Raw genomic sequence first — 21,081 nt, 5'->3', positions numbered from 1 at the left:
CATGCAAGACCTCAACGACCTGTATTACTTCGCCAAAGTCGTGGAAGCCGGGGGATTCGCGGCGGCCGGGCGTTTGCTGGGCATCCCCAAGTCTCGACTGTCACGGCGCATCGCCGAACTGGAAGAACGCCTTGGCGCACGATTGCTGCAACGCACCACCCGACAGCTGAAGCTGACTGCCGTCGGTGAACGCTACCTAAGGCACTGCCAGGCCATGCTGCTGGAGGCGGAAATGGCCGACGAGGCCGTGGCCAGCATGTCCAGCGAGCCCCGCGGGCGTTTGCGGGTGTCCTGCCCGGTTGGGCTGGCCCACGAAATATTGCCGGGGGTGATCAGCGACTTTCTGGAGCGGTTTCCGCAGGTCCAGCTGGAGGTCATGCTGCTCAACCGGCGGGTTGACCTGGTGAACGAAGGCATTGACGTGGCCCTGCGTGTGCGGGAGCTTGGCGACGAAGACCCGCTGCTGGTCACCCGCCGTCTGCGTCAGGCGCAGATGCTGATGGTCGCCAGTCCTGGCTTCCTCGTTGGCCGTGAGATCAACCATCCCGAGGATCTGAAAAGCCTGCCGGTGCTCGGCGCCCTGGAAGCCGACCGTATGGTGCACATCCGCCTGCTGGATCAAAAAGGCAAAAGTTATGAACTCGCGCTCGAGGCCCGGCTGGGCATCGATGACTTTATCGTGCGCAAGGCCAGCACCCTCTCTGGTCTGGGCTATACGATGCTGCCCATGATGTATTGCGAGCAGGAACTGGAAAACGGCTCACTGGTGCAGTTGTTGCCTGACTGGTCGTTGCCCGGTGGCTGGCTGCAAGCGGTCTATCCTCATCGACGCGGGGTCATGCCGGCGGTACGCGCCTGGATTGACCACTTGGTCGAGTCATTCAATGCCTGTGGGGAACGCTTGTTATGAAAGCCGGACGGATGAGCGAAGAGGATGTCGCGAAATTCTGCCTTACCCTGCCCGGAGCGCGGGAAGACTATAAATGGGGAGGCGTGCGGGTGTTTTCGATTGCCGGGAACAAGATGTTCGCCTTGCAGGGCCTGCGGGGTGATTCCCTGGCCTTCAAGGTCGACAAGGATCTGTTTCTCGGTCATTGCGACCGCCCGGGAATTCATCCGGCGCCTTATCTGGCGCGCGCCCAGTGGATCATCATGGAAACGCCCTACCCGCTCGGCAGCGAAGAACTGCAGGGATTGCTGCAGCGCTCCCACCAATTGGTGGTCAGCAGACTGCCAAAGCGCACTCAAGTCGGCCTGTTGCTATAGAGCCTTGTTTATCAGAACAAGGCGAACAGGTGCGCGCCGAGGAACAGGTGGTCGATCCAGAACACCTGGTGCATTAGCACGATGATCCAGAACACCAACTGGTACGAGACTTTGCGGGTTTTGTGCCGGAACACTTGCTGGGCCAGCAACGCACCGGGCCAGCCACCGGCGAGTTCCAGCGCATGCAGGACATTCTCCGGCGTCCGCCATTGCTCGGCGCGGGCCTTGCGCTTGTCGCTCCAGTACAGCAAAAACGTCACGACGCTGACGATGCCGTAGGCCGCCAGGGGAATCAGCGACACCCCGTGCAGCCATGACGACACCGAACCCGACAGCGGCAACGCGCACAGGATTGCAAACACCAGCCACTTCAGCCGTGAATGGCGGATCTGTCCCCCGGGCTGGCGCCCGGGGTTATTGCGCGAGCTTGAGTCACTCACGGCTTGACCGCGCTCCAGTCGACCCAACCGAATTGCCAGGTCGCCAGGATGATCAGGCCGAACACAATGCGATACCAGGCAAACGCCGCATAGCTGTGGTTGGCGATGAACTTGAGCAGCCCGCGGACCGCGATCATTGCGAAGACGAACGCCGTGACGAAGCCGATCGCGAACACCGGGAAGTCCGCCGGGACAAACAGGTGACGGTATTTATAGCCCGAGTACACCGCTGCGCCGACCATGGTCGGCATCGCCAGGAAGAACGAGAACTCGGTAGCGGTCTTGCGCGACAGGCCGAACAGTAGCCCGCCGATGATCGTCGAGCCCGAACGCGAAGTGCCCGGAATCATCGCCAGGCATTGGGCGAAGCCGACTTTCAGGGCATCTTTCCAGGTGATGTCATCCACCGTTTCGGCGTGTACTTCATGCTGACGGCGCTCGGCCCACAACATGATGAACCCGCCCACGACCAGCGCCGTTGCCACAGTGATCGGATTGAACAGGTACTCGTGAATCAGGTCGGCGAAGATCACACCCAACACCACGGCCGGCAAGAACGCGATCAGCAGGTTCGCGGTAAACCGCCGCGCACCCGGCTGGGTCGGCAGACCGATGACCACGTCAAAGATCTTGCGTCGAAACTCCCACACCACCGCCAGGATGGCACCCAACTGAATAATGATGTTGAACGCCATCGCCCGCTCGCCCCCGAAGCCGAGCAAGTCGGCCACGATGATCTGGTGGCCGGTACTGGAAATGGGCAGGAACTCGGTCAGCCCTTCTACAACCCCAAGAATCAATGCCTGAAAGGCGGTCCAAAGATCCATCAATCCCCCAAAAGGCTATGCGCGTCGGCATGCCCCGTTAGTATTTTTCAAAAGCTTGAATTGCGATCAGCGTAGCTGAAGCCCCACGCATCAAGGATCACCACTGAACCGTAAAAATCCTGTGAAAAAACAACCCTGATTCGGGGTTTACCCGTGCGGGGCCGAAATCCTATCAGACAAGTCCGATTGGCGCTGCCGCGTTATCGGTCGCCGCTCGCACAGGCTCGTGCGGCAAAGCGTGGCTGGATGCTGGCAATGATTTATGACAGGAACAAGAATCCGCGGCTGTACCCGCAAGATCACGAACGATTTCAGGACTGCTTCGCGCGCCAATGAAGCACACCCTGCGCCGCGGGATTCCCGACGCCAATCCGGTTACAATCCGCTCCCTCTTCGATTTCCCCAAGGAACCTCCATGTCCGGGCTTGAACTGTTTGCCGCCGCCCTCGGTGTCATTGCCGTCTGGCTGACGGTCAAACAGAATCCCTGGTGCTGGCCCATCGGCCTGGTCATGGTGCTGCTTTATAGCTGGATCTTTTTTGAGGTGAAGCTGTATTCGGACATGCTGCTGCAAGTCGTTTATGCCGCCTTGCAGCTTTACGGCTGGTGGCAGTGGACGCGGTTTGGCGAAACGACCCATGGCCGCGAAGTCAGTCGGCTCGATACCCGGTCCGTGGCGTTGAGCCTTGCCATCGGTGCAATCGGCAGCCTGTTGCTGGGGGCGGCCATGGCCCACTGGACCGACGCCGCGCAACCCTGGCTCGATGCGGCGTTGACCGGGTTCAGCCTGGTGGCGCAGGTCTGGATGGCGCAAAAACGTGTCCAGTGCTGGCCGCTGTGGATCGCCCTGGATGTGATTTTCGTCGGGCTGTTCATCTATAAGGACCTGTACCTGACCGCCACCCTGTACGGGTTGTTCACCGTTATCGCCGTGCAGGGCTGGCGCGAATGGCGCGCCGATGCGGCATTGCACGCATGAAAGTCCTGGTACTCACTGGCCCCGAATCCAGCGGTAAAAGCTGGCTGGCGGCCGAGTTGCAACAGCGTTTCGGCGGGATTCTGGTCGACGAGTATGTGCGCTGGTTCATTGAACAGAATCCGCGGGACACCACCTTGGCCGACATTCCGCAGATCGCCCGCGGTCAATTGGCATGGGAGGACGAAGCACGGGCGCAACAACCGTCTTTACTCATCCTCGACACGCACCTGCTGAGCAATATCCTCTGGAGCCAAACCCTGTTTGGCGACTGCCCCGCCTGGATCGAACAAGCGCTACTGGCCCGGCATTATGATTTACACTTGCTGCTGTCCCCGGAACACGTCGACTGGACGGATGACGGCCAGCGTTGCCAGCCCCGACTGAGTGAGCGCCAGGCATTTTTCGAGCAGACCCTGGCCTGGCTCGAGCGCCACGCACAACCGGTTCAAGTACTGCACGGAGATTGGGACGAACGCCGATTCCAAGCACTGGACGCCGTGACCCGATTGCTCGATGCCTGACCGGCCTTTGGGGCAATTTCCCCACCATCCCCCCCTGTTTTTGGGGGAAAGTGTCCGATCCTGAAACACCCTCTCTGTCTCAAACCACCCATTTCAGCGCCTTTCATCGTTTGGTCATCGGTTTTGTTAAGTCATTGATACAACGTCGCTGAAACCCCTGTTCCAGAGCGGTTTATCCGCATTTGCGGGTTGCCTGCGCAGGGTTTTGTCTCACCTTTGAAACATTCTCGGCAAAGGGTTCCCGGAAAAAGTCTGCAAGCCATTGAATCAACGCGATATTCAAAAACCGGCACAGGTTTCGCTCTATTCCTTAAACAGCTGACCAGGGACGGCCGTCAAATGAAGGAATAACCGTCGTGGGGATATTCAACAAAAAGGGCTTGGCGTGCCTCCTGCTGATCGCGAGCGCAGGTGGCACGATACTCAGTTTCAACGCTCAAGCCGAAGGCAACGGTGTCATCGTGCTTGATCGTTCTGTTCACCCGACTCCCATCGGTCGCAGCGGCGGCAGGGATCCGAACCCGAACACCATCAATGCCAACCCATCAGCCCGCGTCACCGGCGAACTCAGCGACGCCGACATTGCCGGAGTAACCACCGGAACGGCCCTTCGTAACAGTAACGGGCAAAGCCTGAGTGGAATGCAAGGCCTCAACGTCATCACCAACCCCAATGGTTTGCCTGGCATGTCCGTCGGCCACGGTGGCGGCAGTGGCGGTGCCATTTCCGGAACCATCAACCGCGCCATGAGCAGCGGCCTCGGCTCACTGGGCAGAATGGCGGGAGGTCAATGAGATGAGTCGATCCCTGCTGTTATTACTTGCCCTGCTCGGCTGCACCAGCGTGATGGCCGATTCGGGCGTCAGTTCGGTGAACAACGCCACCCTCCAGGATTCCGGCACTCAATACCGTGGCAACTTCAACGTCAACCAGGCGGCTGGCAATCAACAGCAGCAGGCCAACGTCCGCGCGATCGCCATTGGTACCGAAGCAGGTGCGACCACCAGCGTCCAGCAGAAAATCACCACGCCCGCCAATCCGTCGATGGATGCAACGGCCACTATCGGCGGCGCCGCCTTCAGTAATGGCAATGGCGTACTGGGCGTCAACCAGGGCGCCGGGGCGAACAACCAGATGGCCAACGCCATGCGCATCAGCATCAGCGCTGCACCGCAAGCCATCGACGATAGTGCCCTTTCTCAACAGAACGTGGCGTTGTTACCGAACTCGGGAGCAACTGGCACCCCAAACGGCAGTCGCCAGGTCGTGACAAGCGACCAGGCCTTCACCGGCAGCCGGGGAGTCATCCAGGTGAACCAGAGTGCCGGGGTGGGGAACCGAATGGCTAACACCCTGAGCATCCGGGTCGCTGACTGACCCCATTACAGTGCGTTTAGGGACGTACCAACACTTGACCAACTAATGAGCACGGAGAAACACCATGAACCCGATAACTGCTCTCAAACCTCTGGCTTTCGCTCTGGCAGCAGTGATGGCATTCGCAGCCCAAGCAGGCGGTATTGATGGTCAAGGCAACGGTCAGGGCACTGAGCAAGGCAACAACCTTCAGCCTGAAGGCCCGACTCTGGATCAATTTCTGCAGATTACAGCAGGCGCCGGGGCCGCCGTGCTGGACTCGCAGAACAGCAGTCACAATTCCGTATCGAACCATGGCACCCAAAACGACGCTAAAGTCGATAACTCCCTGAACAACTCCAACGGCAACATGGGTGCCAACGTTGCAGCCGGTGACGGCAACCAACAAGACAACGCCGCCGCCCTTGCCACTGCTGACGAAAGCTTTATTTTTGGCACTGCCGTCGCCGTCTCCAGCGCGACACAGAGGAGCAACGGCAACACCGCCAGGAACCGCTCCAACACCAACAACACAACGCTCAATAACGCCGGCAACAGCGGTTCCGGCAACATCGGCATCAACGTGACCACCGGCGCCTTCAACCAACAGAAAAACAACCTGGCGATTGCCGTTTCGGGCGGCCGTGTAGCACTAGCGGCGGCAGCGGCCAACCAAAGCACGTCCGGGATGAAGGTCACCAACAACGGCAATTCCACGACTGATTTCGTAGCCGTGGGTGTATTCGGTCTGGCTGGCGTAACCACTCAACAAGTGATGACTCCAGATAGCTGGAAACCCCCTGTAACCAACAATGCTTCGATAACGGGCTCGATGAACAACTTCTCCGGCAACGGCGGAGCGAACGTATCGTCCGGCGTAGGCAACCAGCAAAGCAACTCGCTGTCCATCGCCGCAGGCTGCAAAACTTGCCAGTAATCGCGATCGCAATCGCAATGAAAGCCCCGGCGACGGGGCTTTTCTACAGCCCCAAGGCGTATCGATCATGCGTAAGACTGTCCTTTTCGCCCTGCTCTGCCTGTCCGGCCTGACCCAGGCCGCACAGATGCCGGTTGCCGCCCTGCCGGGTGGCGTGCTGGTGTACAAGCACGTACAGAGTTTGCGCGAGCGCAAGTTCAGCGACATCGTCGAACAAAAAACCGATTTCAGCTGCGGCGCCGCCGCGCTGGCAACGATACTGCGCCAGGCCTATTGGCTCGACGTCGATGAGGAGCACATCATCAAAGGCATGCTGGTCACCGCAGACCAGGACCTTGTGCGTACCCAGGGCTTTTCCATGCTGGACATGAAGCGCTACATAGAACGCATCGGCATGCGCGCCCGGGGCTACAAGATCCCGCCGGAAAGACTCGATGCAGTGACGATTCCGGTGGTGGTACTGATGGAAATTCGCGGCTACAAGCACTTCGTGGTGTTGCAGCGGGCGGACAAGCACTGGGTCTATATCGGCGACCCGGTACTCGGACACAAACGCTACTCCCATGATGACTTTGTCAAAGGCTGGAATGGCATTATCTTCGCCATCGTCGGTCCCGGTTACGACAAAACCAATGCGCTACGCAATCCACCGGAACCGCTGACAGCCAAGAACAAGATGGATAACTTCAACCCGGTCAAAGATGCTGAATTGATGGATTTTGGTTTCATACAGAGCGACTTCTTTTAATCGCCAATAAGATGATAGGGGGCAGGATGCTCCGGGAGCAGCAAATGAAAACCTCGTATTGGGTGGTCGCTGCCTGTCTGGCAGCGACCACTTCAGGTTTTGCTGATGAGTTCAGACCCATCGAAATCAAGGACCAGGAACTGGCCGAGTTGCGTGGCCGGTATGTGATGCCGGGGCGGGTCATCAGCTTCGGTGTTGTCATGAGCAGCACCTGGCGCAATGCCAGTGGTGATCTGATCGGAGCCTCCAGCTCGATGCAGCTTCAAGCCGCAACGGTCAAACCCGAGTTCTATGTTTCAACCATCAAGCAGTCCGGTCATGGCGGTTCGCCCAAATCGGGTAGCGGTCACGTGTCGGGGGGCGATGGGCTGAGCACTTCCCGGGGCATAACCCAGGTCACACGGGCCGCAGGCGATGGCAACAGCGCAAACAACAACATCGCCATCAACGTCAAAGAGGCCAGCACGGCCCCTGCACTGGTGCCGAGCCAGGGTCAGGCGCTGATAGCCGGTCAAACCATTACCGGCAGCAATGCCGCAGGCAGTGTCGCCGTATCCGCGACCAGCGGCGGCGTTCAGATGGCCATTACCGCCAACAACAATCAGGGCTCAAGCCTGCAACAAGTCGCCCAAGGCGGGTTGCTGCAAAACACCCGATTGCTGGGCAGCAGCAATGTGGTCAACAACATGACTCAACTCAACGTGGTGCTCAACAATAATGGCCCTGGTGCTGGTGTATTGGACGGCAATCTGAGCCAACTCGCTGCATTACGGACCTTGGGGTATTGAACTACGCTGAGATACGACTGTTGGGCACAAATGGACGGCTTATTTCATGTACCGATCGGTATCACTGCGTGCAGTCGTATGCTTGAGTGCTCTACTTCCGGCGACGATGTTGCAGGCAGCACCTGACCCGGAAATGGAGGCTCTCAAACAAGAGCTTCTGGAGTTGAAACAACGATACGAAGTACAGCAAAAAGCCCTGGCGGTTCTCGAACAACGGGTCCGCCAGGTTGAGGACCAGCCCGCTTCACCCCCTCCCAAACGCCTGGCCAAGTCGCCAGCGGACCTCAAGGGCAATCCGAAAGTCGCCACCGGCACCGGTGCCGCGGCGGCTTCTGGGGGCGCCGCCGGGGGTAGCGGCAGTTCTTATGGACAATCGCTGGCCGATGACTCACAACCGGCGCAAAGCGTTTCAAACCTGTATGACGAGGCCAGCGGGTTCTTCGGCGGTGGCAAGTTCAGCTTCGAAACCGGGATAACCTACTCCCGATACGATACACGCCAACTTGTCCTCAACGGTTTTCTCGCCCTGGACTCGATCTTCCTGGGCGCCATCAACCTGGACCGGATCAAGGCCGACACCTGGACGCTTGACCTCACCGGCCGCTACAACTTCAACAATCGCTGGCAGTTCGATCTGAACGTGCCGGTGGTCTACCGTCAGTCCACCTACCAGTCCGGCGGCGGCAATAACGGTACCGCAAACGTCACGACCGAAGATTCCGTCAAGGAAGACCCGAACATAGGTGACGTCAACTTCGGTATCGCCTACAAATTCCTCGACGAATCGGCCAGCACGCCGGATGCCGTGGTGACTTTGCGCGTCAAGGCCCCTACCGGCAAAGACCCGTTCGGCATCAAGCTGGTTCGGGTGGCCGATAACTCAAACCTGGCCGTGCCTGAATCCTTGCCTACCGGTAACGGTGTCTGGTCGGTTACGCCGGGGATCTCGCTGGTCAAGACGTTCGATCCGGCAGTGCTGTTCGGCAGCCTGTCCTACACCTACAACATGGAAGAGTCTTTCGACGACATCAGCTCCAACCCGGCGGTCAAGACACCGGGCAAAGTACGCATTGGCGACAGCTTCCAGATTGGCGCCGGTATTGCGTTCGCCTTGAACGAAAAGATGAGTATGTCGTTCTCGGTCTCTGACCTGGTGCAGCGCAAAAGCAAGCTCAAGGAAGATGGCGGGGATTGGCAATCGGTGGTTTCCAGCGATGCCAACGCCGGTTACTTCAACATCGGCATGACCATTGCAGCCACCGACAACCTGACCATTGTCCCCAACCTTTCCATCGGCATGACGGACGATGCCCCGGACTTCCAGTTCAGCCTGAAACTCCCTTACTACTTCTGACCCGAACAAAAAAACCGCTGCAATTGCAATCGCAACGGTTTTTTGGTTTCAGGCTGCGGTTCAGCGAATCTGGTGCTTGTGCAACAAGCGGTAGAAGGTTGGACGCGACACACCCAATACTTTGGCGGCGACACTCAGGTTATCGCTGTGGCGGTTCAATACATCGCACAATGCCTGGCGTTCGGCCCGGCTCTTGTATTCTTCGAGGGTGCCCATCGGCGCGGCGCTCGTATGCTGACTGATCAACCCCAGATCACGGGCCTCGATTTGCCGGCCTTCGGCCAACACCAGCCCGCGACGAACGCGATTGGCCAGTTCGCGAACATTGCCTGGCCAGTCGTGTTTGCCCATGGCAATCAACGCGTCGTCGCTGAAGCTGCGTGGGCGGCGCCCGGTTTCACGGCTGTAGAAATGGGAGAAGTGGTTGGCCAGCGTCGCCAGGTCGCCATGGCGCTCGCGCAGCGGAACGGTCGATACTTGCAGTACGTTCAAGCGGTAATACAAGTCTTCGCGAAAGCGTTTCTTCGCGATGGCCGCTTCAAGGTCGACGTTCGTCGCCGCCAGAACCCGCACATCCACCGGAATCGGCTGACTGCCGCCCACCCTTTCGATGTGTTTTTCCTGGAGGAACCGCAGCAGGTTGGCCTGCAACTCCAGTGGCAGGTCACCGATCTCGTCGAGAAACAGAGTGCCACCGTTGGCGGCCTCTATCCGCCCGACCTTGCGTTGGTGCGCGCCGGTAAATGCACCTTTCTCATGGCCAAACAGCTCGGACTGGATCAGATGTTCGGGAATTGCACCGCAATTGATCGCGATAAAGGGTTTGCTGTGACGCTGGGACAGTCGGTGCAGGGTTCGAGCGACCATTTCCTTGCCGGTGCCGCTTTCACCGCGAATCAACACTGGAGATTCGGTCGGAGCCAGTTTATTCAACAGTTTTCGCAGTTCACGGATAGGTTTGCTGTCGCCCAGCAATTCGTGCTCGGGCTGGTCAACATGGACCGTGCCCTGACCGCGCAACCGCGCCATGCCAAACGCCCGGCCCAGCGTTACCTGAACCCGGGACACATCGAACGGTAAGGTATGAAAGTCAAAAAACCATTCACAGACGAAGTCGCCGACATTTTGCAGTCGCAGCACGTCCTGATTGAGTACGGCTATCCACTCGGTGCCGCTGCGACTGATCAACTCTTTGACAGCCTCCGGGTGCTCAAGGTGAAAGGGCTGCAAACGTAACAAGCCCACGTCACAGGTTCGGTCGGCGGCGTTCTCCAGCGTGCAGCTGTCAACGTCCCAACCGATAGCGCGCAATCCAGGGAGCAGACGATAGCAATCGTCACAGGGGTCCACCACTAATAAACGTCGTAAGGCAGGCGCATCGCTCATGACTGTTCCTTGGCGCCAAATTTACAAAAATTTATTAAAAACAGTCATTTGGCGGACCTGACTGTAACATTAGCAAGAATTTGACAGGGGCTTGTACCGTTTGACTATAGGGATGCAATGCAACCAGTTATAAGTTGCGATTATGTTAGTTACCTAACGACTCTTTCCTTTCATTCAGCTTTCAATGACAGGCTCATTCTTGAGCCTGTGAAATAAACTTGAAATTTCTTTTGATTGTGTGTGACCCAAACCCCGGTTGCGGGCATCAGTACAAGTAACCAGCCGAACGGTAAGCCCAACCGGCGGCACATCACTTGATTGGGCATACAGAGAGAAGACCCTATGAACGCCCCGCTGCGTATCAACGAAGCACTTCTGATTGCCGACCGCGCATTTAAACCATTCAAATGCGTGGCCTGGGCTCCACAAGACGGTAATGGCGAACTCAGCCTGACCGTTATCGACCGCACCAGCACCAGCATTGGCCGCAAGCAGATCCCAAGCAGCGCTTATTCCGATCCCGCACAACTCGAACTGCTGCTGGAACAGGCCCGCGCCGAATTGAGCGAGGAAGGTTACACACTGCAGTCGTGGTCGATGCCGCACTGATCGTTTTGCGGATTACTCCGGAGTAATCCGCGCCCTCCTCCTGTCTTTAGCTCGCAGGTTTTTTCTGGCCGCGCGCACTCGTTGACACTGTTTAATTCGAACTTTGCATACGCCTGATACTTTGCAGCCTCGCCATTGGTTCGAAAAGACACTGTTGTGGCACACAGCGACCCTCCGTCTGTTAGTTCTTACCGTTGCGCATCCTTTCATTCAGGGATTGAATATTGTCCTTACAAGTCGCCACCCAAACTTCTGGACCAGGACGACTCGCAAGGAGATGCGGCGAATGTCTACCCAGTCCGCTTTTGCCTACCCCGCCACCCGGAACAACGCCGGGGCCCTCGATACGACGTTTGCCGCCAGCGGCAAAACCCAGGTCTATTTCGCCGACAGCCTTTTCAGCCTGGCCAATGGCGTTGCGATCGATGCGCAAGGTCGCTTGCTGGTAGCCGCAAAAGTCGCCATGGCCGATGGCAGCCGCTTTGGCCTGGCCCGCTTGCTGAAGGATGGTTGCGCAGACCTCGCGTTCGGCAAACAAGGAAGCGTCATCGGGCAATTCGAGCCGGGGTTCGAAGCCATGGGCGCCAAGGTCCTGATCCTGCCCAACGGCAATATCCTGTTGGCCGGCCTGCAATACGAAAACGCGCACCGCACGCTCCCGGCCCTGGCATTGCTGGATCAAGACGGTCGCCTGGTTCGAAGCTTTGGCAATAATGGCCGCCGTGTCGTGCGATTGCCTGGCGGTCTGTCCCTGGGCATGCGCGATAAATGGCTCCCTCCCGGTGTGCCAGGCGCTGAAGCCTGCGATGTCGACGTACAGCAAGACGGCCGGATCCTGATCCTGGCCAACCATCACTACGAACTGGCCGATCACGCCGGTATGTTGATACGGCTGGATGTCGAAGGCTCGCTGGACTGCTCGTTCAACGGCCGCGGCTTCGTGGTGGTCAGGCACCTGCTGATGAATACCTGGCTCAGCAGCCTGACGGTACAACGTGATGGCCGAATTCTGGTCGGTGGATCGATCAACCTCCCTGAAGAAGGCTTGCTGGCACGCTATTACCCGGACGGGCGCCTCGACGACCGTTTTGCCGTGGATGGATTCATGACCTTCAAGGCGCAAGGGCATGGCGTCCGGGTCAGCCAGGTGGTCCAGCAGAACGAAGGCGGCGTCCTGTGTTTTGGCAGCAGTCGCGAGCCAATGCACTGCCTGGCATTTAAAATGCACAGCAACGGCCGACCCGACAATCATTGCAATGGAGGACACCCGCAGCGCCGGGAAATCGGACACAGCGGATGCCAGTGGACCGCCGCGCAGTTGCAGCCCGATGGCGCTGTGCTGACGGCGGGCGCCACCATTGGCGGCGTCGAAGCAGACTTCATTCTCGGGCGATACCTGCCCAACGGCCTTCCCGATCGCCGTTTTGGCAAAGGCAGCGGCTATACACGTACCCGCCTCGGCCCCAGCCTGGATACCGCCACCTGTGTCGCCGCGCAAGCCGATGGCAACATCGTCGTGGGAGGCTATTCGCTGCAAGGAAACTACAAGGCGGTCATCGCTCGCTTCCAGGGATAAACACCGGCATTTTTCCTGCGCTTGATCTTCTGGCGCGCTTACGGCAAGTTGCGCGCTTCTCAAGACAAGGAGCAGCCGATGTCCGGTTCAATGGCCCAGGCGTTCGCGCACAACTTTCTCGGGCACTCGCCCCGTTGGTACAAGGCCTGCATCGTCAGCTTTCTGATTCTCAATGCCCTGGTGCTGTGGACCGCAGGCCCGGTGGCTGCCGGCTGGCTGTTGGTGCTGGAGTTCATCTTCACCCTGGCCATGGCGCTCAAGTGCTATCCGCTGATGCCCGGCGGCCTGCTGTTGATTGAAGCCCTGCTGCTGAAGATGACCACGCCCCAGGCGCTGTACGACGAGTTGCTGCACAACTTCCCGGTGATCCTGCTGCTGATGTTCATGGTGGCCGGTATCTATTTCATGAAGGACCTGTTGCTGTACCTGTTCTCGCGCCTGCTGCTCGGGGTCCGCTCCAAGGCCCTGCTGGCCCTGATGTTCTGCTTTTTGTCGGCCTTTCTGTCGGCGTTCCTCGATGCCTTGACCGTGACTGCCGTGATCATCAGTGCCGCTGTAGGCTTTTACTCGGTGTATCACCGCGTTGCCTCTGGCAACGATCCACGTCAGGACTGCGAGTTCAGCGACGACAAACATCTGCCCACCCTCCACCACGGCGATCTCGAACAGTTCCGCGCCTTTCTGCGCAGCCTGCTGATGCACGGTGCCGTGGGCACCGCACTGGGCGGTGTTTGTACGCTGGTTGGCGAACCGCAGAACCTGCTGATCGGCCATGAAATGGGCTGGCACTTCTCCGAGTTCTTTACCCGGATTGCGCCGGTATCCCTGCCGGTACTGGTTGCCGGGCTGGTAACCTGTTTCCTGCTGGAAAAACTGCGCTGGTTCGGATACGGCACGCTGCTGCCGGATAACGTCCGTGCGGTGCTGGCCAACTACGCCGCCGAAGACGATGCCGAGCGCACCACGCGCCAACGTGCAGCGCTTTTGGTCCAAGGCTTTGCCGCATTGATTCTGATTGCCGGGCTGGCGTTTCACATCGCCGAAGTGGGTTTGATCGGCTTGATGGTGATCGTGTTGATCACCGCCTTTACCGGCATCACCGACGAACACCGTCTCGGCAACGCGTTCAAGGATGCAATGCCGTTCACCTCATTGTTGGTGGTGTTTTTCGCCGTGGTCGCGGTGATTCACGATCAGCAACTGTTCACCCCGCTGATCCACTGGGTGCTGACGCTGCCGGCAGGCCAGCAACCGGGCATGCTGTTCATTGCCAATGGCCTGTTGTCCGCCATCAGCGACAATGTGTTCGTGGCGACCATTTACATCACCGAAGTGAAGCGCGCCTTCATGGCGGGCGAGATGACCCGTGAGCATTTCGAAACGCTGGCCATTGCGATCAATACCGGCACCAACCTGCCCAGCGTGGCGACGCCCAACGGTCAGGCGGCGTTTCTGTTCCTGCTGACCTCGGCGATTGCACCGCTGGTGCGCCTGTCTTACGGGCGGATGGTCTGGATGGCATTGCCGTACACCGTGGTGATGGGCTTGCTCGGGTGGTATGCGGTGAGCTACTGGCTCTGACACCGGAACGAAATGTGGGAGCCTTGTGGCGAGGGGGCAAGCCCCCTCGCCACAAGGCTCCCACAGGAGGGGCGTAGTCATCGAGGGAGGATGTATTGCTCGATCGCCTGCGCCGCACCGTCCTCGGTATTGGCCCCGGTAACCACATCGGCCTGACGCCGCACCGCCTCCTCCGCCTGCCCCATGGCGATCGACAACCCGGCAACCTGAAACATCGCCGGGTCATTGCCGCCATCCCCGATCGCCGCCGTCTGTTCCAGCGGCACGCCGAGATGTCTGGCCAGCGTCACCAATGCCTCGCCCTTGTTGGCTTGCATGGCGGTCACATCCAGGTACACCGGTTGCGAGCGCGATACCTGTGCCTGGCCTACTACCTGCAATAACAGTCGCGCCTCAAGTTCGATCAACAATTGGGTGTTGTTGCTCGCGGCGACAATCTTGTCGATACGTTCCAGATACGGCTCGAAACTGTCGACTACCACCGGCGGATAGCCCAGGCCGTGCTGTTCGCGAGGCACCATCGGGCCGTTCGCATCCTTGACCAGCCAGTCGCCGCCACTGAACACCCATACCTCGACATCAGGCAGGTCGCAAAGCAGCGTCAATGTGGTTAACGCGGTAGTCGCGGGCAAATAGTGCGCGACCAGCAAGCTGCCGTCCGGATTGACGATCGTCCCGCCATTGAACGCCGCCGTCGGCAGGTCGACGCCCAAGGCTTCAATGACTTGCAACATGGCTTTGGGTGGTCGGCCAGTGGCCAGGCTGAACAATACACCTGCCTCGCGCAACGAGCGGACCGCCTCGATGGTCCGCTGACTCAGGCTGTGATCGGGCAGCAGCAAGGTGCCGTCCATGTCACTGAGCAGAAAACGGATGGGCCGTTGCGAGGTTTCCTTCATCCGAGTCGGTGCCAGACGCGACCGTCACGGGTGAGCAATTCTTCGCCGGCCTTGGGGCCGTTTTCCCCGGCGGCATAGCGCTGCACGGTGGAATCCTGCTGCCAGGCATCCAGGAACGGTTGCACCGCGCGCCAGCCGTTTTCGATGTTGTCGGCGCGCTGGAACAACGTCTGATCGCCCGTCAGGCAATCGTAGATCAGGGTCTCGTAGCCAGTGGACGGCTGCATCTCGAAGAAGTCCTTGTAGGCAAACCCCAGCTCGATATTGTCCATTTTCAGGGCTTGGCCGGGACGCTTGGCCAACAGGTCGAACCACATGCCTTCGTTCGGCTGGATCTGAATGCGCAAATAGGTCGGCTGCAGCTCATCGACCTCGGTATCGCGGAACTGCGCATAGGGCGCCGGCTTGAAGCAAATCACGATCTCGGTGTCACGCACGCTCATGCGCTTGCCGGTACGCAGGTAGAACGGCACGCCGACCCAACGCCAGTTATCGATCATGACCTTGAGGGCCACATAGGTTTCGGTATTGCTCTCAGGTGCGACGTTGTTTTCCTGGCGATAGCCCGGCAGTGCCTTGCCATCGATCTCACCCGCGGCGTATTGGCCGCGTACCGAGTTGGCGCGGGCCTCCTCGACCGTCCAGGGCCTGATCGCACCAACGACCTTGGCTTTCTCGCCGCGCACCGCATCGGCGCCAAACGCAGCCGGTGGTTCCATTGCCACCATCGCCAGCAACTGGAACAGGTGATTGGGCACCATGTCCCGCAGCGCGCCGGTGTGCTCATAGAAACTGCCACGGGTTTCCACGCCGACGGTTTCGGCGGCGGTGATCTGCACGTGGTCGATGTAGTGATTGTTCCAGAACGCTTCGAACAGGCTGTTGGAGAATCGGCTGACCAGGATGTTCTGCACGGTCTCCTTGCCCAGGTAATGGTCGATCCGGTAGATCTGCTTTTCCGTCATCACCTTGAGCAGGCAAGCGTTCAAGGCTTCGGCCGTATGCAGGTCGGAGCCGAAGGGTTTTTCGATCACCACCCTTCTGAATGCCTCGGGGGATTCTTCCAGCAAGCCGGCCGAACCGAGGCGGCGCACCACTTCACTGAAGAAACGCGGCGCGGTGGCCAGATAGAACACCGCATTGCCAGTACCGCTGTCGGCGATTTTCGCCGCCAGCGCTTGATAAGTGCTGTCGTCCAGGAAATCGCCCTGGACGTAGCTGATGCCTTTGGCGAGCTTGGCCCACAGCGCCGGGTCAAGGGCTTGATCGCCCTTGCCGGTCCTGGTGGCCACCTCGTTGCGGATGAAGTCTTCGAGTTTTTTCGCGAAGCCTTCATCGCTGATGGCGTTGTGGTCAACGCCGATGATCCGCAGTCCATTCCCGAGTAAACCGTCACGGCTGAGGTTGTACAGCGCCGGCATCAGCAGGCGCTTGACCAGATCGCCGTGTGCGCCGAACAGGAACAGCGTGGTCGGCGGCGCGGGTTCAGCCTTGGATTTTCTGCGGATCGCGTGGGTCATTTTTTCGAGGTCTCCACATGGCCGCCGAAGCCGAAGCGCTGGGCCGAGAGAACCTTGTCGCCAAAGGTCCCTTGCCCACGCGAGCGGTAGCGAGAGAACAGCGAGTTCGACAGCACCGGCACCGGCACCGCCTGTTCCATGGCGGCTTCGATGGTCCATTGTCCTTCACCGCTGTCGGCCACGGACCCGGAGAAACCGTCAAGCTTCGGATCGCTGGCCAGGGCGTCGGCAGTCAGGTCCAGCAACCACGAGGACACCACGCTGCCTCGGCGCCAGACTTCGGCGATGTCGGCGACGTTCAGGTCGAAACGCTGGTCTTGCGGCAGGCTCTCGCTGTTTTTGGTCTTGAGGATGTCGAAGCCCTCAGCGAAGGCCTGCATCATTCCGTATTCGATGCCGTTGTGGATCATCTTCACGAAATGCCCGGCGCCAGCGGGACCGGCGTGAATGTAGCCGTGTTCGGCGCGCTCGTCGTCGGACTTGCGGTCCTTGGTACGCGGGATGTCGCCCAGGCCAGGGGCCAGGGTTGCGAACAGCGGGTCGAGGCGTTTAACGGTCTCGGCATCGCCGCCGATCATCATGCAGTAACCGCGATCCAGGCCCCAGACGCCGCCGGACGTACCGACGTCGATGTAATGCAGGCCTTTTTCCGACAGGGTCTTCGCCCGGCGGATATCGTCCTTATAGAAGGTGTTGCCGCCGTCGATGATGGTGTCGCCGGCTTCGAGCAAGGTGCTCAGGGTGTCGATGGTTTCTTCGGTCGGTGCGCCTGCCGGCAGCATGACCCAGACCGCACGCGGCCTGGCCAGGCCAGCGACCAGCGCTGGCAGATCGGTGACGCCAGTGGAGCCTTCTGTGGCCAGGGCTTCGACAAAGGCGGTATTGCGGTCATAAACAACGGTGGTGTGCCCGTTGAGCATCAGGCGCCGCGCAATATTGCCGCCCATGCGGCCCAGTCCAATAATCCCGAGTTGCATGTGCTGATGCTCCCTACTACAAATAAATGTGTGTCAAAGGTTATAGCCCAACGCGACTCATGAGGTTAGTCCAGAGCGTTGGCGTGAAGTTTCCGGGCATTGTGCCCGATCCTGATGGATAACGTCGGGAATCAAACCGAAGACACAACGACCATGAAAAATAAAAAAGTTCCCTTCGGGGGCAAAAGAAATCAAAATTGGCGCCGATAGTAGATCAGCCGTCGATTTCGAGGCGGTTCTACAGTTGAGACACGCCATTTGCGAGGTGAGCAATGGGCACAGTACATACCGCACTGCCAGCACAAACCCTTTACGTCACAATCCGTCGCGATGAATTGCGCCAGTTGAAGGACGAACGCGATCAATTGAAACAAGAACTGGCGCACTTGCGGCTGCTGCTGCAAACCGGCCAGACGCAGCCCCTGGCTGTGACGCAACGCGCCCCACTCGCCTGACCCCCTCCTTTCAAGCGGGAGCAGTCTGTACTGCTTCCGCGCCGGCTCGCGAACTTCTCCGAGCAGGCTTCCCGCGCTAGCCATGAAGGCCGTTGGTGAAGTTAATTCCCAATTAACGGATTCGGCGGATAATGCCATTTCGACACTGCTTCATTGATTCATGGACGAAAGGCATCCGACATCTGTAGTGGGAGGCAAACCATGAAACGCACCGCATTGATTCTCGCCGGCCTGATGGCTTTGGGCTCAACCAGCGCTTTTGCCGAAGGTGGAGCCGAACGCATGCGCTATTACTACGAAAGCCTGCGACTGGCCCAGCAACAAGCCTTGGGCCACCCCATCCAAAGCACTGAGCTGCGGGTTCCGGACGATCAAACCGCACAAATGACTGAAACCTACAGACCGAAATGATCCATGGCCCCCTGTCTGCGGCTCTAGGGGCGTCTTGATGGACGCCCTTTTTTTGCCTGTTGAGTCAGAGGCTCTTGGTCCAGAACAGCATCCGCCCATGGGTCGGGTCGAACATGCCGGGGGCGAAACCGGCTTTTTCATAGGACCCCTGGGCCACGGCATTGCCTTCCAGCACTTCCAGGGTGAGCTTGCAGCAGCCACGCTGACGGGCGATGTCCTCGACCTTTTGCAGCATCTTCTGGCTCAAGCCCAGGCCGCGAAATTTTTTCACCACCACCACATCATGCACATTGACCAGCGGCCGGCAGGCGAAGGTCGAGAATCCCTCAAAGCAATTGACCAACCCGGCCGGTTCACCGCCAACAAAAGCCAACACACTGAAAGCGTGGGGACGCCGGGCGAGCTCTGCCGGGAGTTGCGCCAGTACATTGGCTGACAACGGCTGGCCGCCCCCCATCGGGTCCTCGGCGTAGTGGTTCAACACCAGACAAATAGCCTCGGCATGCACCGGATTGGTGTAGCTGGCCTGAAGCACAAGAATTTCTGCGGAGTCCATTTCCATCCTCGATCACACATGAAGTAGCCCCCAGCATGTACTTCACGCTGAAGTGCCCGCTGACCATAGCGCGAGCACCGTGTTACCGACAATCGCAACCGCGCAAATCTTTGGCGCTCAAGCGCCCCAGATCAATGCCTCCGTCCATCCCAGCTCGGCAAAATCCTTAGCCCGCAAATGCGACTCACCGACGCAGAAAAACTCGTCGAGTTGCGGTGGCTTGATCGAGGTGCCGCTGAGCATGGCGTGAACCTGGCCGCGGTGATGGATCTGGTGTTCAAACAAATGGGACAGCAAGCGCAAGCGACTGTCGTGTTGCGGGGTGTCGCGGGCGATGGTCACGATTTTGCCGAGGTCGGCATCGCGCATCTGCTCGCAGTAGGCGATCAGCCGGCGGTCGACGTGGGTCTGTTCGCCAACCAGGTCCGTCGCCATGAGGCAGGGCTCGTCCTCCTTGAAAAACACCCGGTAATTGGGATGCGGATCGTCGCCGCGCAGTTCGCGCTCCAGGGCGTCCACATAAAACCAGTCACAGGTGAGGATGTGGTTGAGCGTGGCGCGGATAGTCGGGAAGAAGCTGACCCGGGGCGCGCTCAGTTCCTGCGGACTCAACTGATGCCAGGCCTTGGCCAGTCGGTGATTGGCCCAAGCGTTCTGATAGGCCATGGTCAGCAAATGGTGTGACAGGGGCTGATTCATGTTCGCTGCTCCCGATCAAATCCCGATCAAACTTCGGCAAAACGCTGCAGTTGCATTTCCTGCAATCGACTGAGGGTGCGGCGGAACGGGAATTCCAGATAACCCTCGGTGTAAAGCGATGCCATCGGCACCTGCGCCTCAAGGTACAGCGGCACTTTGCGGTCGTAGCACTCGTCGACCAGGGCAATGAACCGTCGCACACCGTCGTCATGCACCGACAACTGCGGCAACTCGCGATCCCCCGCTTCCACCCGTTCGACACCGTCCTCGGTGCCGCGGGCAATGCGCCCGGCGCGTTTCTGTGCGCTGAGGTTGGGCACGTCACTCAACAGAATAGCGCCGTAGGTATCACACAGGGCGATGAAATCCATGGCCGCGAAGGGTTGCTCGCACAGCGCGGCGTAACGGGTCCAGAGCACAGTCGGGCCGGCCTTGACCACCTCAAGGGAACGGTAGCCGACCTGGATCGGCTCGCTCGATACTGACTGGCCGACGCTTAATACCTGGAACACTTCATCCAGCGCGCCGGGCCTGCCGGGCTCGGCCACCCAGTAGCGTTGCGAGCCGGCCCCCGGATGCAGGCGATGATCTTCCCCGCCATCCACTGCAATCACCTGCATGTGCTGCTTGATCGCCGCGATGGCGGGCATGAAGCGGTCGCGATTGAATCCGTCGGCGTACAACTGGTCCGGCGGCAGATTGGACGTGCAGACCACCACCACGCCCTGTTCGAACATCACCTGGAACAGGCGCCCGAGAATGATCGCGTCGCCGATGTCGTTGACGAACAACTCGTCGAAACACAGCACGCGCACTTCTTCGGCCAATTCACGGGCCAACGCCTTGAGCGGATCGGCAGTGCCGGTCAGTTGAAACGAGCGCTGGTGCACCCAGCCCATGAAGTGGTGAAAGTGCTGGCGCCGCGCCGGTACCCGCAGGCTTTGGTAGAACTGGTCCATCAGCCAGGTCTTGCCCCGCCCCACCGGCCCCCACAGGTACACGCCGGAAATCGGGGATCGGCCTTCGTGCAGCGCTTCGTGGCATTTTTGCAGGGCCCACACGGCATGTTCCTGGGCCTCGTCCTGGACGAAGCCCTTTTGTTCGATGGCATGCTGCCAGGCGCTTAAGGGGGAATCGATAGTCATGGGCGGCAGTATGCCATTGCGCATGAATAACGTGACCAGTGATCGGCAGTT

At 59.2% G+C, this 21,081-nt stretch carries 24 protein-coding genes; 15 read left to right on the top strand and 9 right to left on the bottom strand.

From position 1 onward, the window contains the following. The first annotated feature begins 1 nt into the window (after position 1). On the top strand, positions 2-910 hold the full coding sequence (locus tag AC3ITY_RS15540) for a LysR substrate-binding domain-containing protein (protein WP_223457124.1): 909 nt from the start codon (positions 2-4) through the stop codon (positions 908-910). After that, on the top strand, positions 907-1,266 hold the full coding sequence (locus tag AC3ITY_RS15535) for an MmcQ/YjbR family DNA-binding protein (RefSeq protein WP_223457121.1): 360 nt from the start codon (positions 907-909) through the stop codon (positions 1,264-1,266). Before AC3ITY_RS15540 ends, AC3ITY_RS15535 begins: the two co-directional genes overlap by 4 nt. A gap of 11 nt (positions 1,267-1,277) precedes the next feature. On the opposite strand, the gene AC3ITY_RS15530 is transcribed toward AC3ITY_RS15535, so the two are convergent. Next, the gene (locus AC3ITY_RS15530; RefSeq protein ID WP_489310469.1) at positions 1,278-1,706 is read right to left on the bottom strand and encodes a DUF1294 domain-containing protein; all 429 of its coding nucleotides are present in this window, start codon (positions 1,704-1,706) and stop codon (positions 1,278-1,280) included. Further along, entirely contained in the window at positions 1,703-2,533 is an 831-nt protein-coding gene (locus AC3ITY_RS15525) for an undecaprenyl-diphosphate phosphatase (protein ID WP_223533437.1), read from the bottom strand. Before AC3ITY_RS15525 ends, AC3ITY_RS15530 begins: the two co-directional genes overlap by 4 nt. A gap of 415 nt (positions 2,534-2,948) precedes the next feature. Here AC3ITY_RS15525 and pnuC point away from each other — a divergent pair, with 415 nt between their 5' ends. The 8 genes from pnuC (at position 2,949) to fapF (ending at position 9,216) form a co-directional block, all read left to right on the top strand. Further along, complete coding sequence (pnuC, locus tag AC3ITY_RS15520; RefSeq protein ID WP_489310467.1) at positions 2,949-3,512, top strand: nicotinamide riboside transporter PnuC; 564 nt, start codon at positions 2,949-2,951, stop codon at positions 3,510-3,512. After that, positions 3,509-4,033, top strand: a complete 525-nt coding sequence (locus AC3ITY_RS15515) for an AAA family ATPase (protein WP_489310465.1) — start codon at positions 3,509-3,511, stop codon at positions 4,031-4,033. Before pnuC ends, AC3ITY_RS15515 begins: the two co-directional genes overlap by 4 nt. 356 nt (positions 4,034-4,389) lie before the next feature. Next, positions 4,390-4,827, top strand: a complete 438-nt coding sequence (locus AC3ITY_RS15510) for a hypothetical protein (RefSeq protein ID WP_489310463.1) — start codon at positions 4,390-4,392, stop codon at positions 4,825-4,827. Position 4,828: 1 nt separating this feature from the next. Continuing rightward, positions 4,829-5,410, top strand: a complete 582-nt coding sequence (gene fapB, locus AC3ITY_RS15505) for a fibril amyloid subunit FapB (protein WP_489310462.1) — start codon at positions 4,829-4,831, stop codon at positions 5,408-5,410. Between the two features lie 64 nt (positions 5,411-5,474). After that, positions 5,475-6,326, top strand: coding sequence for a heme utilization protein (locus AC3ITY_RS15500; protein WP_489310461.1), 852 nt, complete (start codon positions 5,475-5,477; stop codon positions 6,324-6,326). A gap of 67 nt (positions 6,327-6,393) precedes the next feature. After that, complete coding sequence (locus tag AC3ITY_RS15495; RefSeq protein WP_223457100.1) at positions 6,394-7,074, top strand: C39 family peptidase; 681 nt, start codon at positions 6,394-6,396, stop codon at positions 7,072-7,074. A 26-nt stretch (positions 7,075-7,100) separates the two neighbouring features. After that, positions 7,101-7,862 carry a fibril amyloid subunit FapE gene (gene fapE / locus AC3ITY_RS15490; protein ID WP_223457098.1) on the top strand — a complete coding sequence of 254 codons (762 nt, stop codon included), beginning with the start codon at positions 7,101-7,103 and terminating at the stop codon, positions 7,860-7,862. A 46-nt stretch (positions 7,863-7,908) separates the two neighbouring features. Then, complete coding sequence (gene fapF / locus AC3ITY_RS15485) at positions 7,909-9,216, top strand: fibril amyloid transporter FapF (RefSeq protein WP_489310458.1); 1,308 nt, start codon at positions 7,909-7,911, stop codon at positions 9,214-9,216. Positions 9,217-9,276: 60 nt separating this feature from the next. Here the strand turns inward: fapF and AC3ITY_RS15480 are convergent, their stop codons facing one another. Beyond that, positions 9,277-10,602, bottom strand: coding sequence for a sigma-54 dependent transcriptional regulator (locus AC3ITY_RS15480; RefSeq protein ID WP_223457094.1), 1,326 nt, complete (start codon positions 10,600-10,602; stop codon positions 9,277-9,279). Positions 10,603-10,944: 342 nt separating this feature from the next. On the opposite strand from AC3ITY_RS15480, the gene AC3ITY_RS15475 reads away from it, so the two are divergent. From AC3ITY_RS15475 to nhaB, 3 genes are all read left to right on the top strand, one after another. Then, the gene (locus tag AC3ITY_RS15475) at positions 10,945-11,211 is read left to right on the top strand and encodes a hypothetical protein (RefSeq protein ID WP_007970062.1); all 267 of its coding nucleotides are present in this window, start codon (positions 10,945-10,947) and stop codon (positions 11,209-11,211) included. Between the two features lie 286 nt (positions 11,212-11,497). After that, positions 11,498-12,787, top strand: a complete 1,290-nt coding sequence (locus AC3ITY_RS15470; protein WP_489310456.1) for an NHL repeat-containing protein — start codon at positions 11,498-11,500, stop codon at positions 12,785-12,787. Between the two features lie 78 nt (positions 12,788-12,865). Beyond that, positions 12,866-14,368, top strand: coding sequence for a sodium/proton antiporter NhaB (gene nhaB / locus AC3ITY_RS15465; RefSeq protein ID WP_489310454.1), 1,503 nt, complete (start codon positions 12,866-12,868; stop codon positions 14,366-14,368). 77 nt (positions 14,369-14,445) lie between these two features. On the opposite strand, the gene AC3ITY_RS15460 is transcribed toward nhaB, so the two are convergent. From AC3ITY_RS15460 to gnd, 3 genes are read right to left on the bottom strand one after another with little or no spacing between them, the layout of a single operon-like run. Next, complete coding sequence (locus AC3ITY_RS15460; RefSeq protein ID WP_489310452.1) at positions 14,446-15,267, bottom strand: HAD family hydrolase; 822 nt, start codon at positions 15,265-15,267, stop codon at positions 14,446-14,448. Further along, entirely contained in the window at positions 15,264-16,787 is a 1,524-nt protein-coding gene (gene zwf, locus AC3ITY_RS15455) for a glucose-6-phosphate dehydrogenase (RefSeq protein WP_489310450.1), read from the bottom strand. The genes AC3ITY_RS15460 and zwf overlap by 4 nt, the downstream gene beginning before the upstream one ends. Further along, positions 16,784-17,764, bottom strand: coding sequence for a phosphogluconate dehydrogenase (NAD(+)-dependent, decarboxylating) (gnd, locus tag AC3ITY_RS15450; RefSeq protein WP_223457085.1), 981 nt, complete (start codon positions 17,762-17,764; stop codon positions 16,784-16,786). The genes zwf and gnd overlap by 4 nt, the downstream gene beginning before the upstream one ends. 272 nt (positions 17,765-18,036) lie before the next feature. Here gnd and AC3ITY_RS15445 point away from each other — a divergent pair, with 272 nt between their 5' ends. Then, entirely contained in the window at positions 18,037-18,219 is a 183-nt protein-coding gene (locus AC3ITY_RS15445; RefSeq protein WP_046042083.1) for a DUF6026 family protein, read from the top strand. A gap of 201 nt (positions 18,220-18,420) precedes the next feature. Then, complete coding sequence (locus tag AC3ITY_RS15440) at positions 18,421-18,630, top strand: hypothetical protein (protein WP_223457083.1); 210 nt, start codon at positions 18,421-18,423, stop codon at positions 18,628-18,630. 64 nt (positions 18,631-18,694) lie between these two features. Here AC3ITY_RS15440 and AC3ITY_RS15435 read toward each other — a convergent pair whose 3' ends face one another. The 3 genes from AC3ITY_RS15435 to zapE all read right to left on the bottom strand — a co-directional run bounded on the left by AC3ITY_RS15435 (position 18,695) and on the right by zapE (position 21,030). Then, positions 18,695-19,186, bottom strand: a complete 492-nt coding sequence (locus tag AC3ITY_RS15435) for a GNAT family N-acetyltransferase (RefSeq protein WP_489310447.1) — start codon at positions 19,184-19,186, stop codon at positions 18,695-18,697. A gap of 117 nt (positions 19,187-19,303) precedes the next feature. Beyond that, positions 19,304-19,885 carry a DinB family protein gene (locus AC3ITY_RS15430; RefSeq protein ID WP_489310445.1) on the bottom strand — a complete coding sequence of 194 codons (582 nt, stop codon included), beginning with the start codon at positions 19,883-19,885 and terminating at the stop codon, positions 19,304-19,306. 26 nt (positions 19,886-19,911) lie between these two features. Further along, positions 19,912-21,030, bottom strand: a complete 1,119-nt coding sequence (gene zapE / locus AC3ITY_RS15425; protein ID WP_489310443.1) for a cell division protein ZapE — start codon at positions 21,028-21,030, stop codon at positions 19,912-19,914. Between the last annotated feature and the right edge of the window lie 51 nt (positions 21,031-21,081).

This window comes from Pseudomonas sp. GL_091 (genome assembly GCF_057837725.1).
This window is presented reverse-complemented; position numbering and strand designations above follow the sequence as displayed.